Genomic DNA, 16,695 nt, shown 5'->3' on the forward strand with positions numbered 1-16,695 from the left:
GAATGAGCAGGAACCGAATCTATTAGTTAGCAATGACTTGGTTCAGCTCTTTAATCATGGTTTGCGTCGATTGGTAGCCACCTGCGGTTAAGTACCAAGCTGCTGGGTCCATAAACAGCACGCGGTTGTTTTTCGCCGCTGGTGTCGACTTCACGAGATCGTTGTCGAACAACTGTTTTGCTTTACCACTGCTCTGACCGATGGCTTGTTCGCGGTCAAGGATAAGCAGTACCTCAGGTTGGGCATCAGCGATGTATTCGAATGAAATCAAGTTGCCGTGAGTGCGTGGTACAGATTTCACGTTCTCAGAAGTCGAAGTCGCGAAGCCTGCTTCTTCATACACGAATGAGAAACGGCTATTGGTGCCAAACATCGCCAAGCTGTTACCACTGTTTGAGACCGTCAGTGCGCGTCGTGGTTGTTCTTCTACTTTTGCGTGAAGATGGTCGATTTGCTCTTGAACGCCTTCAATCAACTGCTCAGCTTGTTCTTCTTTGTCGAAGATGTCACCCAGCGTGCGCCAGTGTTCTTGGGTTGTTTTCCAGTAGTCGGTGGTGTCGATACGGAACATGTAAGTTGGTGCGATGTCGCTCAGATCTTTATAGATATCTGCCATGCGACCTTCTGCGATGATCAGGTCTGGCTTGAGCATAAACAGCGTCTCGAAGTTCACTTCTTTTACGCTACCCGTATTCACAAACGAGTCGATTTGGAATTTTTCTAGTGATTTTGGCAACAGTGTTTTTGGCATGCCGACAGGTGTTACACCCAAAGCATCAATGTAGTCTAAACTGCCGTAGCCTAGAACAACGACGCGTTGTGGAACGCCATCAATGTCTACTGTGCCCAAGCTGTGTTGGTAGGTTTTAGCCATTGCCCCGATAGGAGCCAATGCAAGCAGCAAAGCTCCCGTTGCTACGCGAAGAGAAGTTTTACCCAACATAATGATTTCCAAAAGGTGCGATGCAATCTCGCATTAGTGCCTTAAAAAACAAATAGTGCTTTAAAAAATAGAGCGCGAGATTAGTCGTAAAGCGGTATAACTAATTTGATTAAAATCAAATAAGAATGATTATTGATTGCAGACACATTAGCAGATAGTCTATATGCAGCAACAGAATTAGCGGAATAGTGAGTATTCAAAAAATGAATTTAGCTCAAGTCGACTTGAACTTATTGTTTATTCTCAAACACCTACTTGAAGAGAAGCATGTTTCCAACACAGCGGTATCGCTCAATATGAGCCAACCGTCGGTGAGCCGCTCTTTACAAAAACTCAGAAACTTGTTCAACGATGAGCTGTTAGTACGCACTGCACACGGCTACGAATTGACCCCAAAAGCCGAAGTGATCAAGCAAGATTTGAACACCGTTTTAACCGGGCTAGAAAAGCTGATGTACGGTCAGTCATTTGTACCTGAAAAGAGTAACGGGACGATCCGTTTTTACGGCTTGGTTCCACAGGTAATTTTCTTACTGCCACCGATTGTTTCGCGTATCCGTGAAGAAGCGCCGAACATGATTATCGATATCGACTCAATCCCGAAGCGCCATTTCGATGCACTGATTGCAGGGGATGTACATTTTGTGCTCTCAACCGCCGAGCCGCCTAGCTCTGAGCAGAATTTGTACCGCATGAAAATTGCCAATCGCGACTACCGATTCCTGATGAGCGAAACCCATCCGCTTGCGCATGTTGAAGAGCTGACGGTAGAGATGCTGCTCGATTGCAATTTCGGTCAAATCTCACTTCAAGGAGGCAAAACACTGTCGATTTATCATCGTTTTGTCGAGCTTGGTGTGGTGGATAAAAAGCGTCAATTATCGATTCCTGTCCAGCTTTCAAACTTCAATGCTGCACCAGCGATCGCAGAACAAACAGATGTGATTTTTCACTTGCCAACGCCCTTTGCGGAAGACGCTTGTCAGGGCAGAAAATTGATTACTAAAACCGTACCGAAAGCGATTCGAATGGACAGTGAATCGGTCTATTTGTACTGGCATAAGCGCTATCATAACGACCCGATGTGTAATTGGGTTAAGTCATTATTTAAAGAAATATATGGCTCAACTGAGAGTGAATGGTAAAGAAATTCATTATTCACATTTGACATAATCGTAATAACTTCGGCAAATGCTCGGTTGCTTGTCTTCGTTAAATAAAGGCTATTTAATGCGAACCATTATCATTATAAGTTCCATTAAAGTTTATAGGTTTTTACCATGTCGAAGACGACTCCGTTTGCGCCAAAACCATTAGCAGTGGTGATCGGTGCGCTATGTACTTCTTTTTCTGTCTTTGCTGATACAACGCCAATCGAAGCTGATGAGCAGCTTGTTGTAACAGCAACTCGTACCCAGATGGAGCTGAAAGACGCACCAGCTTCTATGTCGGTGATCACCGCTGAAGATATCGAAAACGATCCGGGCATCACGCTGGCAGACATCGTGTCTAATGCAACCAGCGTGGAGTCAGACTTCGACAGCACACGTGCCGGTCGTCAGCAAATTTCTATCCGTGGTATGGATTCTAAGTACACATTGATCATGGTAAATGGTCGTCGCATGAGTTCAGCAAGTGCGATTGTACGTGGTAACGACTTTGATCTTTCTGCGATCCCAATGGATTCAATTGAGCGAGTAGAGATCATCCGTGGTCCTATGTCGGCGCTTTATGGTTCAGACGGCATGGGCGGTACGATTAACATTATCACCAAGTCGCCAGACAACGATTGGAGCTCACAGCTTAGCCTAGATAACACATCGCCGAATGATGGCAATGGCGGTCAAGAATACACCGTAGGTTTGACTACATCTGGCGCTCTGATTGACGACACACTATTTGCTCGTTTTTCGGTTTCTCAAACTAGCCGCAATGCATGGCAGCCGTACACAGGAATTAAGAGCGTGAAAGGTCAAGATTACGACCGTTCAGAAATTACTGCTCTTGAAGGTCGTGACAGTTTAGCGATGTTCGGTACACTTTCTTGGCATTTGGCTGATAACCAATTCATCGATTTAGATCTTGGTTACAGCGATGATGAACGTGATACGGCGGCTGAAAGTGCAACGACTGTGCTTTACTCTGAATCTCGCGTTAAACGTAACAGCCAAGCGTTATCGCACACTGGGTTTTGGTCTTGGGGTGATACGCAAGTTCGTTACTCACGTGAAAACGTAGAGAACATTGAAGCGGCAAACGATGGTGCTGATTCAATTGAAGAGCTGACACAAATCTTTGAGGCGTCAGCAACGACTTATCTAGGTGAAAGCCACACAGTAACCTTTGGTGTGGATTACCAAACTAGCCAACTTACGAACCCTGAGCATATTAAGGGCAACAAAGCAGAGGCATACCAAGGTGCCGTATTCGTTCAAGACCAATGGGAAATGACCGATACGTTGACGGCAACGATTGGTGGTCGTTTGGATAAGCACGAACACTACGGTGAAGAGTTCAGTCCGCGTGTGTACCTAGTACATCAAACAACGGATGATTTGGTATTGAAAGGTGGTGTGGGTAAAGCGTTTAAAGCACCAACCATGACGCAAAACCATCCAGACTTCTCGATGAACAGCTGTAAGGGCAACTGTAACATCGTAGGTAACGAAGATCTGGAAGCAGAAACCAGCGTTAACTATGAGTTCTCGGCATTGTACAGCGGTCGTAACTGGAACCTAGAAGGTGCGGTATTCCGTAACGAAATCGAAAACCTGATCGAACAAACGGATATCTTCTGTGAAGTGGGTACATGGTCGAGTGCGGTGATGAGCTGTATCGATGACAATGGTGACCCTATCGATCGTGAGTTGTCTAACCCGTACAAATCTTACCAAAACGTATCAAAAGCGGTAATTCAAGGTGTGGAGCTGACCGGTAGCATTCAGTTTACCGAGCAATGGGCGATGTCAGGTAACTACACTTATCTGGATACTGAAGATAAGTCGACAGGTGAAGAGTTGAACGAGCGTTACAAGCACTCTGCGTTTGCACGATTAAACTGGTACCCAACTCAAGATTTGAACCTGTTTGCTAGCGCGCGCTACCGTGGTGAGCGTAAGATTGATTCAGAGTTAACTCAAGATGCTTACACCACAATGGATCTAGGCACGGTTTATCATGTGAGCGATGCGCTGCGTATTCGTGCGGGTATCACTAACCTGACTGACGAACGTGTATCTAAAGAACTAGAGAACATCGGCTATGTAGAAGCGCCACGTACTTACTACGTTGGTATGACGGCAGACTTCTAAGCTCTGGTGAGACATTGATTCGAACACATGGCGTTGCAGTATACTCTGCAACGCCTTTTTTGCTTTTAGGGATGAATGGGGAAAGGCAATGCTACAAACTTCTTGGTTATTTTGGGCGCTTATGTCAGCTGTGTTCGCAGCGATGACCGCAGTATTGACCAAACTGGGTGTCGCCAATATCAACTCAGACTTGGCGACCTTTATTCGTACCTGCGTCATCCTTGTTTTAGTCGGTTTGATTGCTTACGCGACTAAGCAATTCAGTGCCATAGGTGAGATCTCGATCAAAGGTATGGTGTTTTTGGTGCTGTCGGGCTTAGCAACCGGCGCATCATGGCTGTGTTACTTTCGCGCTATGTCATTGGGGCAAGCTTCTCAAGTTGCACCTATCGACAAGCTGAGTGTGGTGTTAGTTGCGATCTTCAGTGTGGTTTTGCTGGGAGAGAAGCTCAGTATGGTTAACTGGATGGGGATTGGCTTGATCACCGCTGGCGTGATTTTGGTAAGCCTGCAAAGTTCTTAGTTGAAACCTCCAGCATGGTTTGAAAATAACAGTGCCTACTTTGTTTAAGTGGGCGTTTTATTTTGATTTTCCAAGCATAAAACTGTCCAACTCATCACCCAGCAGAGACACAGCGCGGACGGCATTGTATATACCCAAGTAACCTCGAGATGCTAGGTTCAGCGAGAATGACTTGGTTTGTAGACGCGGCGACGATTTAAAGATCTAGTCACTCTAAATCAAGAATCGGCAACAAAGTATACAAGCCAAGACAGCTCGCCCTTCGGGAGCGTGTCATTGCCCCGCTTTCTGCGTCAAACAACTTGGAAAGAGCTGGCTATTACGCTGTGTTGTTTTCCTTGAACTCGAATCAATGACAACGCTCTGAATCCTGCATCTTGAAGTCACTTGGGTATATAATTAATTAGGATTGTTGCGCATTTGCTCAAGCTAATGTTGAAAAGCGTGTGATTTACCATCAATGAAAGTGATGGAGTAAAAGTTATCTGTTTTCTTCTCTGTAGCATCTTAGTAAAATCTGCGGGCAACTTGGGAGTATTACATGAGTTATAAACACACCTATTTAGCTTGGCAGGCACACAACGTTAGTGCTGAAGAGAAGCTGGTTCTTCTAAAACTGTCGGACATCGCAAGCGCAGATGGACAAGCATCGTTTGTCTTGCGTGATATTACACAAGAGTGTCTGTGCGAAGAGTTCAAGTTAAGTAGCATCTTGTTTGCTTTATCGCAAAAAGGTTTGCTCGCGATGGGGCGAACCACACGCGAAGGCAGTGTAGAGAGGCATTCATGTCAGCTCACATTAGACTCCGATTCTCAATCTGCGCCTCAACCATCGGTACAACAAGCCGCGCCAATGACAGAGAAACCGTCGATCACGACGTTAGAAGGAGCTGGCTTGCCGCAATGGGCAAATAAAACATGTGATTTCTATAAGGTTCCGGCAAGCTATAGAGACGATGTTTGGCGTGAATTTATTCGCCAAAATGGTCGGGGCAATGTCAACATTTCAAGGTTGGAGCGCAATTTTGAAAACTGGCTTGAAGAAAGTAAACGGACTGGGCGTTTAGAAAAACTAACCAGTAACCACCAAGCCGAAGAACCAGCAGCGCCAAATAGTTATCGAAACGTTGAAAGTAGCAGTCGTCTAAATAATGGTTATCTCAACTCCTACGATCTCGATGAAAACACAATTCCAAACTGGGCGGAAAGAGAGCTGCACCACTCTGCTTTAGATATGGATTTACGTGTATTCTGGAAAGAGTTCGTGTTGTACCAAAAAACGCAGGCAAACTTCATTGGTCCTGTTACCCAATTCGTCAACAAGCTAAGATATTCGATTAACTTGAAGAAGCAGTGGATGGAAAAAGATCGCCAAAAACAAGCGAGATATCAACAGCACAGCAGTGCTCGAGATAAGCATGTCAGCCCTTCTGAAGAATTTAGACAATTTTTGAGAGAGCAAGGCAAGAAACCATCCTTCTAATTGACCCAAAGAGATAGAAGCTATGAGCTATTCTAAAAAACCAAAAAAAGTGGACTTTTCGTCATTCGAAAGTCGACTTCGTGAACTTGGTATTGAAGCTAACGTGGATCACTTGAACAAAGATAAAGTATCTACCAGTCAATCTCTTACTGTGAAAAATGAACCTAGCACAAGCTGGGAGCAACCCATTGGCTCTGAACCACAGCCGACGTTTTCTGAGCAAGCGCTTGTCGTTACTCAAGAAGCGAGCGATCGATGCAATGAGGTGTTTGGTACGCTCTTTAGTATCTATGAATCAACATGGGTGCAAAGCTACGGTAAACGTCCAACAGGTCGCTTTTTAGATTTCGCGGATTCGCTTACAGATAAAGAGCTAGTGCGAATTATCCAGCACTGTCGCGAGCGTCTTCAATCGGGGGACCGATGGCCGCCAATTATGGGTGAATTGGTGGTATTGAAAGATTTACCAACGGAATCTGAGTTGGAGGATGCGTTAAACCGAGTCGTGGCACGCACGCCAAATGACGATATTGAATTGTGGTTAATGCAAAGCAAGTTCTACGAGCTACGTCGACTGCCTGAGCATCTGATTTTAAAGAAATTCCGTGAATACTACCGTCAGGCGATGAAATTGCTTGAGAAAGGAAAGCTCACGACAGCACCTATTGCTTTACCGACTCACTCGGTGAAAAGCATGACGGACTTAAAGCGTGAAGAATACGAACATGAGCACGGTAATAAGCTGCATCCTCGTATTCAAGCTATCTTAGACGCAAAGAAAAATAACGATTAATTTGTTCCTGCTTTAAAAAACAAAAAGACAAGCTAAGCAAAATTAACTTGTCTTTTTGTTTATCTATCCTTGCTATTGCTCTGAAGGCTGCTCAGTTGCAAAGCCTCGCAAGATATTGGTCAAGGTAATTGTCGCGAATACCACAATCACTAACGACAAGTGCCACGCTTGGCTCAAACCGAGCTGCACGAGAGCCATACTGACCAAGGATGACACCACCATTTGACCACCGCCCGACATGGCAGCCGCCGCTCCTGCTTGCTTCTTGTATGGCTGCATAACCATGGCTTGAGCACAAGGTAGAGCGATCGCATTGCCTAAGATCATCAGCAGTTGACCAAGCATCAAATATAGCGGTTCGACTGGGCAAAAGAACAACCACACTGCGGAGCTTAGGTGCAGGATAGGCGTCGCCAGTAGCATCTTCTTCGTGCCGATGATTGGGCGCACACGGTTACAAATACTGGTGCCGCAAATCATGCCAAATGCAGGAATCAGTGCCCACATCGCGTATTGATCAGATGTCATGCCAATTTGGTTTTGCATGATAAAAGGCATTACCGAAACAGTGGTGATCATCAAGCTGAAGTTAAGCCAACCGATACTGGCAAAACTCATGAAGTAACGAGAAGTCAACAGATCACGATATTGCAGCAGCATTTTTTTCGGTGATGGCAGTGGGGAGGTTTGTGTGATGGTCTCTTTAAAGCGCACCAATATAACAATCCAAGCTAGTGAGACGTAACCGAGCAGTGAAATAAACACCATGGTCCAGCCGAAGTGGGCGTTAATGAAGCCACCAATAACGGGGGCAACTAATGGTGTGATAGACGCAGCCATTGCGATGTAGGAAAGGGCGACAGGCAGCTCTGGTCCACTAAAGCGGTCACGGGTGGATGCACGAGCTAATACGGCGCAACAACCTGTTCCCAGACCTTGCAGAAAACGCCCCATCACCATACCAGTGAAGGTATTGCTGAAGAAGATGATCATCAGCAGGCCGAGCATAGCAATCAACAAGCCGGTCAGTAGGACTTTTTTACGACCTAGTGCATCAGATACTGGGCCGTAGATAAACTGAGAGGGACCGAATCCAAGTAAGTAAACACTTACCAATAGCTGAGCTTGGTCGAGGGAGATATCAAAGTCTTTCGCAATCCAAGGCAATGATGGAAACACCAAGCCCATGCTGAGTTGACCAACGCTGATGATCAAACAAGCTAGCAAGATGGTTTTAAATTCGAATGCTCGACTCATGACTTTTCACCATCACCGCGGCGACGTAGGCTTCCTTCTTCATCGAACTGATTCAGCTTGGCTTTCACCCGTTTTACCGTCGATAGGCTCACATCACATTGCTCTGCGACACTTTGGAGCGTGTTTCCTTCCAACAATAGCGTCGCGATGTGTTGATGTTTTGCTTTATCTGCCGGACGGCCTCGGAATTTCTGCTTCCACATCTGTGGATTGTCTTTGAGCGCCTTGCGACCTTGTTCCGCGGCAAATAGACGGTGTTGAGTTTGGACTTGCCCATAGCCAGAAAGCAGTGAGATCAAGGTTTGTGTTTGTACCGAACCTGGCTCAAAGGTCAACGGCTCACAAACCGTTTTTAGGGTGACGCCTTGATCAAGTAGAGCTTGTATTGTGTTTAATGCTTGGTTGAAATCGCGCCCAAACGCGGTTAGCCACCAAAGTACGACAGTGTCACCGGATTGAACGGTGTTGATGAGTTGCTGAAAAGCGTGTCGTTCTGCTGGTGGTGTGCAGCCACGTACTTTGTCTTCAAAGTGAACGGCTTTAGGGGCAAAAGTTCGCAGAGTGTTAAGCTGTTCGGGGTAAGCTCGATTCTTTGGTGAGTGGCGCGTATAGAGAAAGGTGTTCATGATCGCGAATTGCCTCGTCTGAATGGTTCATATACTGTAATGGTCCATAAATATACACTGGTTCATTTATTCTCACAACACCAAATGACCCATATATAAGGTAATGATTTTTTATCTCTATGATACATAAATGAAAACTAGCCGAAGAAATTGGCTAGTTTTTTGGGAAATGAATGAGTTTGGCGTGTTTATCGCAATAAGAAGTAAGGCGTATTAACGTAAGCGTGTCCAGCTGATATCGCATAAGGCAGTACGACTTTACCAACAGAGACCGCGGTGTTAACCAGTGGTTGAACGTTGATATTGGCATTCATCAAAGTAGGACGAACGTTGGGTGCCAAGCGATAGTGACCGGGCGTTGAAACGCACCCAGAAAGTGTCGATGTAAACAGTAGTGCGATGATGATTGATTTGATGGCTTTCATAGTGGTGACTCTCAAAATGGTATCTTGGCTCTGGTTTTGTTTGTTGGGATGAGCCTTGGTTGAGAGGAAGATTGCCTGAGTCGAGCGAACGGCACCATCAATGCTCAACAAGTCATAGCGCACAAGACTAAAAGTAACACTAGGCGTTACTAAGTATTAGTTTTTGCGAGGAGAGTCACTATAAAAGCCCCCTAAATGGGACTTTTCGGACTGTGGAAGTGAACTGTGAACGGTAAAAAAAGCCAGAATGAAACCGCCCATTCTGGCTTGGAGCCAAACGAAGGTGCTCAAAACACAATCTGGAGGCAGATTGCTTACATGGAACGTACGGTCAGTGGACGACGGCGACCAATCTTAGTTAGGGCGAGTTGCCATAGGCTCAAATCTCGTGAGCGAAAGGCGCCAGCACAGCTGAGTAAGTAGTATTTCCACATGCGGTAGAAATCTTCACTGTAATCGCCTTTGATTTGATTCCACGATTGTTGGAAGTTGGAGAACCAGCACATCAGGGTTTTGTCGTAGTCTTCACCGAAATTGTGCACATCTTCGATGTTGAATCGATCTTCCATCGCCTCTGCGAGGTTCTTCATCGATGGAATGACACCATTTGGAAAGATGTATTTCGAGATCCACGGGTCCGATGCGGTAGTGCTGTGGTGTGAACCAATGGTATGTAGCAAGAACACGCCATCATCTTTCATGAAGCGCTCTGCGCACTCGAAGTATTCCGCGTAGTTCTTCGGTCCCACGTGTTCAATCATACCGATAGAAACGATGCGATCGTATTGTACGGTGGGTTTGAACTCGCGGTAGTCCTTCAAAATGAAGTTCGCGACTACGCCATTTTCTATCGCCAGTTTGCTGCCGAGCTTCTTCTGTTCTTTGGATAGAGTGAGACCATCGCAGATAACGCCATACTTCTTCGCTGCGTAAATCATAAAGCTTCCCCAACCACAGCCAATATCGAGAATACGCATCCCTGGTTGCAGATCGAGCTTGCGACAAATCAAATCCATCTTGTGCTCTTGCGCCTCATCCAGTGTCGAAGCTCGATTCCAGTATCCGCAGGTGTAAGTCATGCGTGAATCGAGCATCTTTTGGTAAAGCTTATTGCCGATGTCATAATGGTGCGGTACATCGAATTTACAGCGCTCAATGCTCTGCGGGTTAACCCAGCTTTTCAATTTTAGTTTCGCAGCGGAAGAGGCAAACTTGAGTTTTTCAGCCAGCCCCAGTTTGCCTTCAATGTCGTTTAAAAGTACGCGTTCAAAGAACTGATCCAAGCGACTGCAATCCCACATCTTGGACATGTACGCTTCCCCTAAACCCAAGGAGCCTGACTGCATCACAAGCTCATACACTTTTGGGTTAAATACTTGGATATCCCACGGATTCGAGCCGTTAATGGTAATACCTGCCGGGGCTAACGCCTCTTTAAACATTTCTTCTAGTTTGTTCATATTATGCCTATTTCACGTGCATGTTCGCTACGTATTCATCTTCTGCCCAATACATACGTTCGGCGACTTTGGCTTCTGGATTTAGGCTAACGCCATCTAAGACACGCTCTCTAAAACGCAAGTAGCCGCCTTTATCGATCAGATGTCCCATGTGAAGGTAAATCGGCTTACCGCCCAACATCTCTTTTTCAAATTCGAACAGATTGTCGATGACAGGGTGTAGGACGTCTTCCGTTACCCAATTGAGGAACATCTTGCCAACGCGAGGGGTCTTCTTCGAAGTTCGACCGCCCAGTTTGACCATATAGAATTGTTTTGGATCTCGACGCCAAGCCAGTGTCGGACAAGCAAGCACACATTCGCCGCAGCCAATGCATTTGCTTTCTTCCTTCACCGCTTTACCGTCTTTGAGTGACAAGCAATCTACTGCGTGGTGCGCACAAGCTTTGACGCAAGCACCACAACCAATACAGCGATGACTTTCGAAATTAATCTTGGCGATACCGAAGATGCCGAAATCTGCCATATTGGCTTTGGCACAATCGTTCGGACAGCCTGCCATGACCATTTTTAAATGGTATTTACTTGGGTAAACGTGACGCTCCATTCGCTGTGCCAAGCCAGTGGTATCGGTATTGGCTTTCTGGCAGATTCGACTGCCCTGACACGCGACGATATTACGCCCACCAATCGACTGATAACCTGCTTGTGTGTCTTCGACATCAATGCCGCACGTATCGACGGTGATGTCTTTGATGAAGGGCTCCAGCGCTTTGTTGACCTCTGGAATATCTTCATAGCGAATGCCGGGCATCGCCAGTTTTTGTCGCGTGGTGAGGTGAATAACACCATTGCCCCACTTCTCGGCGATCTCTTGCGCAGCGCCGAGCAGGTAAGCAGGCATAATGCCACCTGGAATGCGTACGCTGATCATGCACTCGCCACGTACTTTCGATAGGCGGTAATCGCCATTGGCGCGCATTTTGATGATATCTACGTCCATCGTCATTGTGATTCCCTCCTAATCGATCATGGTTCTGGCGTGGTCATAACGGAAAACCGGACCATCCAAGCACACGTATTTGTCGCCAATTCGGCAGTGGCCGCATTTACCAACTGAGCAAGCCATTCTGCGTTCGTAGTCGACCCAAATCTGGTCCTCTTGAATGCCTCTGGATAAGAAGTCCTGCACGACGAACTTAATCATGATCGGTGGACCCACTACGATGACGCGGATGTTTTCCTTGTCAGAGAGATCAAGTTTGCTGATGTGTTCGGTAACTAAGCCGCTTTCATAGAAGTGTTCGTCGCCACCGTCATCCAAGGTGGTGATGACGTGATTGGAGTAAGACCAATTCAGCAAGTCGTTCTTGTACAACACGGCATCTTGGTTTTTGAATCCGAGGATCAAAGACATCTTCTTCACATCACTTGGGTTGTTGTGAAAGTAGTTAATCAGCCCTTTAACCGGAGCAACGCCAGTGCCGCCCGCGACCACAATGAGGTGTTTATCTTGGTACTCTTCCATCGGGTAGCCATTGCCCATTGCGCCGCGCATCATCACGCGGTCACTGGCGTTTAATTGGAACAGCTCGCTGGTTACCTTGCCGACATTACGTATCAGCAAGTCGACGTAACCTAAGCCGTAGTCGGAGACGGAAATAGGAGCTTCACCCACAAGGGATAAACCCACTTCGACAAATTGTCCGTAGTGCACCGGAAAGTCACACGCAACGCGAAAGTTCCATTCCAGTTCTGTGTGCTTTTCGATATGAATAATCGGGTAGCTTTGCGGCAGCATTTTGTTTTCACAATCGCACATTAGAGCGCCTCCTCTACAATCGATGTCATCTTGTTGATGATGTTGCTAAATGAGATGTAGTGAGGGCATCGGTCGTCGCAGCGCCCGCATCCGACACACATATGGTGTTCGCCTTGGCGAGACTTAAAGTCGTTGACCTTGTGTAAGGCGCGATAACGTAAGCGCTCTCCAGTTTTATGACGGAAGCTGTGACCGCCTGCCATATCCGAGAAACCATCAATCATGCAACTGGCGTGTTGGCGGCGACGTTCACCCACTTTGGCTTCTTGGTTATAAACCACATCAAACACGTTGAAGCAGGCGCAAGTCGGGCATGAGGAAGTGCAGCGACCGCAACCAATGCAGCGTGAATCGTATTCTGACCACACTGGATGACCGAGTAACACTTCGCGTACTTTAGCCGGATCATCGCAAACCGAATCTGGCGTACGCACTTTGACAGGATTGGACTTGACGAAGTTGACATTGTGCTCAACGTCTTTGCCTTGTGAAAAGTAGGGCGCTAGCTCTGGATCTTTAATAGTGACAATGGCGCCGTGGTCACTAAATTGAACTGAAGCCGCAAAGTTGTCAGTTTTATTGGTGCCCATAGAGACACAAAAGCAGTTGTCGAAACTTTCGCTGCATTCAATCAGTACGAGTTTGAGTTTTTGGCGCAGACGTTTGTAGTAGAAGTCTTCGTGACCGCCGTTTTCTAAAAACATGTAATCAAGGCTTTTGAGCGCATTGATGTCACAAGCTCTGAGAAACAGAAACATAGGACGCGCATCGACGCTGGATTCTCGCAACTCGTCGGCGTTAAACCAAAACAGGGTTTCGGTAATTGGGAAGACGATTTCTTTGGGTGAGAAATGGCTTTTCTCTTTCCACTCCAGTTGATCGTAACGTTCGAGTTCTTGGTAATCCAAATTTGGGGTATGGGCAAAACGACCTGCGTATTCTTCATAGACGGGCGCCATCACCTTATAGCTCTGACGTAACGCCTCGATCGCCGAACCCATTTGCTGAGTAGTTAAAAACTTAGGCATTGTTCTATCTCGTTATTTTCAAAAACTAATGAATCGTGCGTTCTAAACAGGGCTCGGCGGTGGACTCAAACCATTCCAGTGACTGTGAAAGGGAAACCACGTCTCCCACCACTATGATTGCTGGCAGTGGTGGTTTTTGCGCTTTGCAGGTTTCATACAATCCAGCTAAGGTAGTGACGATCTTGTTTTGATTTTCTCGTGTCCCATTGCTGACGATAGCGCAAGGTGTATCTGGCGCGAGACCGTGAGCAATCAGGTTGTCTGCGATCGCTTCTGCTTTGTGTAGCCCCATGTAGAAAATTAGGGTGTGGTCGATGGCGGCAAGTGCGCTCCAATTTGGTTCGCTAGCATCATTACAGTTTCGACCCGTTACCAAGGTGACACCCCTCGAAACTTGTCTATGAGTGACCGGTATCCCCGCATAAGCACAGCACCCGAGCGCTGCAGTTACACCCGGCACAACTTCATAGTCGATACCTTGTTGAGCTAAATAGGTCGCTTCCTCACCGCCTCGACCAAATACAAACGGGTCGCCCGCTTTTAAGCGACATACCGTCAGACCTGTGATTGCGTAGCCCTTCATCATTTGGTTGATTTCTGCCTGAGTTTGCGAACACTTACCGTAGTGTTTGCCTACGCAGATTTTTAGGGTTTTTCGTGGAATTACATCCAAGACTTCTTCCGAAACCAGATGGTCATAAAGCACAACATCAACGCGATTGAGCAGACGAAATGCTTTAATGGTGAGCAGTGATGCATCGCCTGTGCCCGCCCCAACCAAATAAACCTGACCATAAGATGGATTGGATGCCTTCATTAAAAAATACCCCAAATCAATACAACGAATAGGATGGCGGCAATGAGCCAATAAAACACTTGATGAACGTTGTTGCTAATCCAACCTAGCTCCTCTAACATCTCGTTAGTCAGGTCTAAATTTATTTGCTCTATGTAATCGTCCAGTTCTTTCATTTTCAATTGGCTTCATGCAATCCCCTGATGCATTTAAGGTTATTGGTGAGAGCCGTTAAGTTAAATCAAAGAAAAATAAACACCTGTTCAGAACTGATTAACGAGAGGGTGTTTGGGGGCAGAACTTGAGTCGGTTAAAAGACGGGAAAGAGGAAAGGGGAGTGTCAGTTTTTTTGATTTAACTGACTGTAATAAAAATAAAAAAGCCAGAGCGATGTTTGCTCTGGCTTTGTCGTTTTTGGAAAAGAAAAGCGTTATGCTGCTTTTAGGTGACAGACGCGATTCTTGCCCAATCTTTTTGCTTGATAAAGTGCTTTGTCAGCTTGCTCCACCACGTGATGGTAACTGGTTTCTAATGGTGTAAATCCAACACTTGCCGTAAATCGCACATCGCCACAACCCAAAGTGAGATGGCTTCTTTGCAGCACCGTTAGGAAGTTATCCAGTTGGTGTTTGGCATCGAATTCGTCATTGGCTTGGAACACGATTGCAAACTCTTCACCACCATAGCGCGCTAAACAAATCCCTTTTGGTTTAGGGAAACAGTCGCGCATCACTTCAGCTGTTTTTTGGATGACCAAATCGCCCACTGGATGACCGAATTTATCGTTGATGTATTTGAAGTTATCAATATCGACCATCGCGATAAAACGGTTCTCTGAATGAAGCTCTCTCGACACTTTTGCAGCTAAACACGCTTTATTTTCGAGTTGCGTCATTGGATCTTGATGGCGTAAACGGTCATGCAATTTGAGGTTTGCCAACGCTACTTGGGCGTAGTTCTGAATCAAACTGAGCACGCATTTGTAGGTTGGGAATCGGCAACTGACGTAAGTCACCCCAAGCAGTTCTCGTCCATCAAACAACGGAATGCAGTAGTGATTACTGTTGATCTTGAGCTTTTTCGTCAACTCGTCGCCGTACTTCTTGTTGCGGTAAGTCAACGCACTATGAGAAAAACGCGCCGCGAGCTCGGCATCAGTTAAGACGAGCTTTTTGTTACCGTGATAATCGAGGGTGTAAAAGCTGTAATTCAAGCTGTCGTATAAACAGAACTGTATGCCTCTGTGATAGCAGAAACGATCCAAAACATGCTTGAGTTGGGTTTTGAACTCATCAACGCTCTCCGTGCCATTTAGGCGGGCTAAAGACAAATGCAGTTGGTAAGTGAGGTAATTGATACCAATCGCTAGAGCTAATAAAGAAGCAATGACACCTGCAGTAAGAGTAAATGGATAACTGTTGTTGAGGATGTCGGCGCGGTCTGTGCCCGCCACAAACACCCAGTTTAATCCGTTGTCTGCGTCGAAGACCGAAATCTTAAAGTTATCTTGGTAATAGTATTCATGTTTACCAAACAACAATCCTGCGGCTACTTTCTCGCTAATGCCACCGTGATAACTGACAGAGTTATCGCCAATTCGGCTTGGATCAGGATGGAACACTAAGCGTTCGGTGTCTCTGTCTACGACAAACACATAGCCTTTATTCAAAGTTTTAAGACCGCGTAGCTGCTGAGTAGTATGGAGGAGATCGAACTCTAACCAAAGTTGGTATTTGAGGTCTGGGTTGTCATGTTTGATGGCAAATACCCAGCGTTGTTGCGGGTTTTGGTATAGCGAAGAGATGGAAAATTTATCACTGACGGTATTCAGCTTATGCCATAAGATCTTGCTGATATCCGCTTGTTTTACCTGACCAGAAAGGCCATAGGCAATGTTACTATCTGTCGTGGTGTAGAGAATGTTGGAGTACTGTGGTGAGTAATCGATGATGCCTTGGCTTAGCTCATGAAAGTCAGGATCATTAAGGTCTTGCTTGCTCGTCTTTAGTGCGGTTTCTAGTAGATAGAATTTGCTGAAAGCCGCTTCGATTTGGGAGTGGATTAGCCGCTCGGCGGTGATGATATTGGTTTGAGATTGCCGATAAACCATCGACTCAGAATCAACTAACTGAGCATAAGCCAGATAGACCATAAATCCTGCGAGAAGTAGCAGGTAAGGCCGCAGAATACGGATTAAGAATTTAGGTAAAGCCATGGTGCCAAATTAC

16 protein-coding genes are annotated in these 16,695 nt (G+C 46.1%); 5 read left to right on the plus strand and 11 right to left on the minus strand.

Features of this window, described 5'->3' with window-relative positions:
* Positions 1-22: 22 nt before the first annotated feature.
* Complete coding sequence (locus tag NL647_RS09990; protein WP_172581282.1) at positions 23-943, minus strand: siderophore ABC transporter substrate-binding protein; 921 nt, start codon at positions 941-943, stop codon at positions 23-25.
* Positions 944-1,146: 203 nt separating this feature from the next.
* Here NL647_RS09990 and NL647_RS09995 point away from each other — a divergent pair, with 203 nt between their 5' ends.
* From NL647_RS09995 to NL647_RS10015, 5 genes are all read left to right on the plus strand, one after another.
* A complete protein-coding gene (locus NL647_RS09995; protein ID WP_050925718.1) occupies positions 1,147-2,088 on the plus strand; it encodes a LysR family transcriptional regulator in 942 nt (313 codons plus the stop codon).
* A gap of 135 nt (positions 2,089-2,223) precedes the next feature.
* Complete coding sequence (locus tag NL647_RS10000) at positions 2,224-4,254, plus strand: TonB-dependent receptor (protein ID WP_017189871.1); 2,031 nt, start codon at positions 2,224-2,226, stop codon at positions 4,252-4,254.
* 88 nt (positions 4,255-4,342) lie between these two features.
* On the plus strand, positions 4,343-4,777 hold the full coding sequence (locus NL647_RS10005) for an EamA family transporter (protein WP_253650085.1): 435 nt from the start codon (positions 4,343-4,345) through the stop codon (positions 4,775-4,777).
* A gap of 541 nt (positions 4,778-5,318) precedes the next feature.
* On the plus strand, positions 5,319-6,260 hold the full coding sequence (locus NL647_RS10010; protein WP_017189872.1) for a hypothetical protein: 942 nt from the start codon (positions 5,319-5,321) through the stop codon (positions 6,258-6,260).
* Between the two features lie 22 nt (positions 6,261-6,282).
* Positions 6,283-7,053, plus strand: coding sequence for a hypothetical protein (locus NL647_RS10015; protein WP_049535339.1), 771 nt, complete (start codon positions 6,283-6,285; stop codon positions 7,051-7,053).
* 72 nt (positions 7,054-7,125) lie between these two features.
* On the opposite strand, the gene NL647_RS10020 is transcribed toward NL647_RS10015, so the two are convergent.
* From NL647_RS10020 to NL647_RS10065, 10 genes are all read right to left on the minus strand, one after another.
* Complete coding sequence (locus NL647_RS10020; protein ID WP_005449604.1) at positions 7,126-8,310, minus strand: multidrug effflux MFS transporter; 1,185 nt, start codon at positions 8,308-8,310, stop codon at positions 7,126-7,128.
* Positions 8,307-8,936, minus strand: a complete 630-nt coding sequence (locus NL647_RS10025; protein ID WP_005449602.1) for a recombinase family protein — start codon at positions 8,934-8,936, stop codon at positions 8,307-8,309. The genes NL647_RS10020 and NL647_RS10025 overlap by 4 nt, the downstream gene beginning before the upstream one ends.
* A gap of 188 nt (positions 8,937-9,124) precedes the next feature.
* Positions 9,125-9,361: a hypothetical protein gene (locus NL647_RS10030; protein WP_005449600.1), complete on the minus strand. Its 237-nt coding sequence runs from the start codon at positions 9,359-9,361 to the stop codon at positions 9,125-9,127.
* Positions 9,362-9,675: 314 nt separating this feature from the next.
* Complete coding sequence (gene cfa, locus NL647_RS10035; protein WP_050921271.1) at positions 9,676-10,821, minus strand: cyclopropane fatty acyl phospholipid synthase; 1,146 nt, start codon at positions 10,819-10,821, stop codon at positions 9,676-9,678.
* A gap of 7 nt (positions 10,822-10,828) precedes the next feature.
* Complete coding sequence (gene asrC / locus NL647_RS10040; RefSeq protein WP_005449588.1) at positions 10,829-11,830, minus strand: sulfite reductase subunit C; 1,002 nt, start codon at positions 11,828-11,830, stop codon at positions 10,829-10,831.
* A gap of 12 nt (positions 11,831-11,842) precedes the next feature.
* Positions 11,843-12,643: an anaerobic sulfite reductase subunit AsrB gene (gene asrB / locus NL647_RS10045; protein WP_005449587.1), complete on the minus strand. Its 801-nt coding sequence runs from the start codon at positions 12,641-12,643 to the stop codon at positions 11,843-11,845.
* Positions 12,643-13,671, minus strand: coding sequence for an anaerobic sulfite reductase subunit AsrA (gene asrA / locus NL647_RS10050; RefSeq protein WP_253650086.1), 1,029 nt, complete (start codon positions 13,669-13,671; stop codon positions 12,643-12,645). Before asrA ends, asrB begins: the two co-directional genes overlap by 1 nt.
* Before the next feature lie 25 nt (positions 13,672-13,696).
* On the minus strand, positions 13,697-14,488 hold the full coding sequence (gene cobA / locus NL647_RS10055; RefSeq protein ID WP_253650087.1) for a uroporphyrinogen-III C-methyltransferase: 792 nt from the start codon (positions 14,486-14,488) through the stop codon (positions 13,697-13,699).
* Positions 14,488-14,643 (minus strand): hypothetical protein, encoded by a 156-nt coding sequence (locus NL647_RS10060; RefSeq protein ID WP_253650088.1) that lies wholly within the window; start codon positions 14,641-14,643, stop codon positions 14,488-14,490. The genes cobA and NL647_RS10060 overlap by 1 nt, the downstream gene beginning before the upstream one ends.
* A 254-nt stretch (positions 14,644-14,897) precedes the next feature.
* Positions 14,898-16,619: a diguanylate cyclase gene (locus tag NL647_RS10065; protein WP_009702616.1), complete on the minus strand. Its 1,722-nt coding sequence runs from the start codon at positions 16,617-16,619 to the stop codon at positions 14,898-14,900.
* Positions 16,620-16,695: the final 76 nt, after the last annotated feature.

It is taken from the genome of Vibrio sp. Y29_XK_CS5 (genome assembly GCF_024181835.1).
GTDB classification, from domain to species: Bacteria; Pseudomonadota; Gammaproteobacteria; order Enterobacterales; family Vibrionaceae; genus Vibrio; species Vibrio harveyi.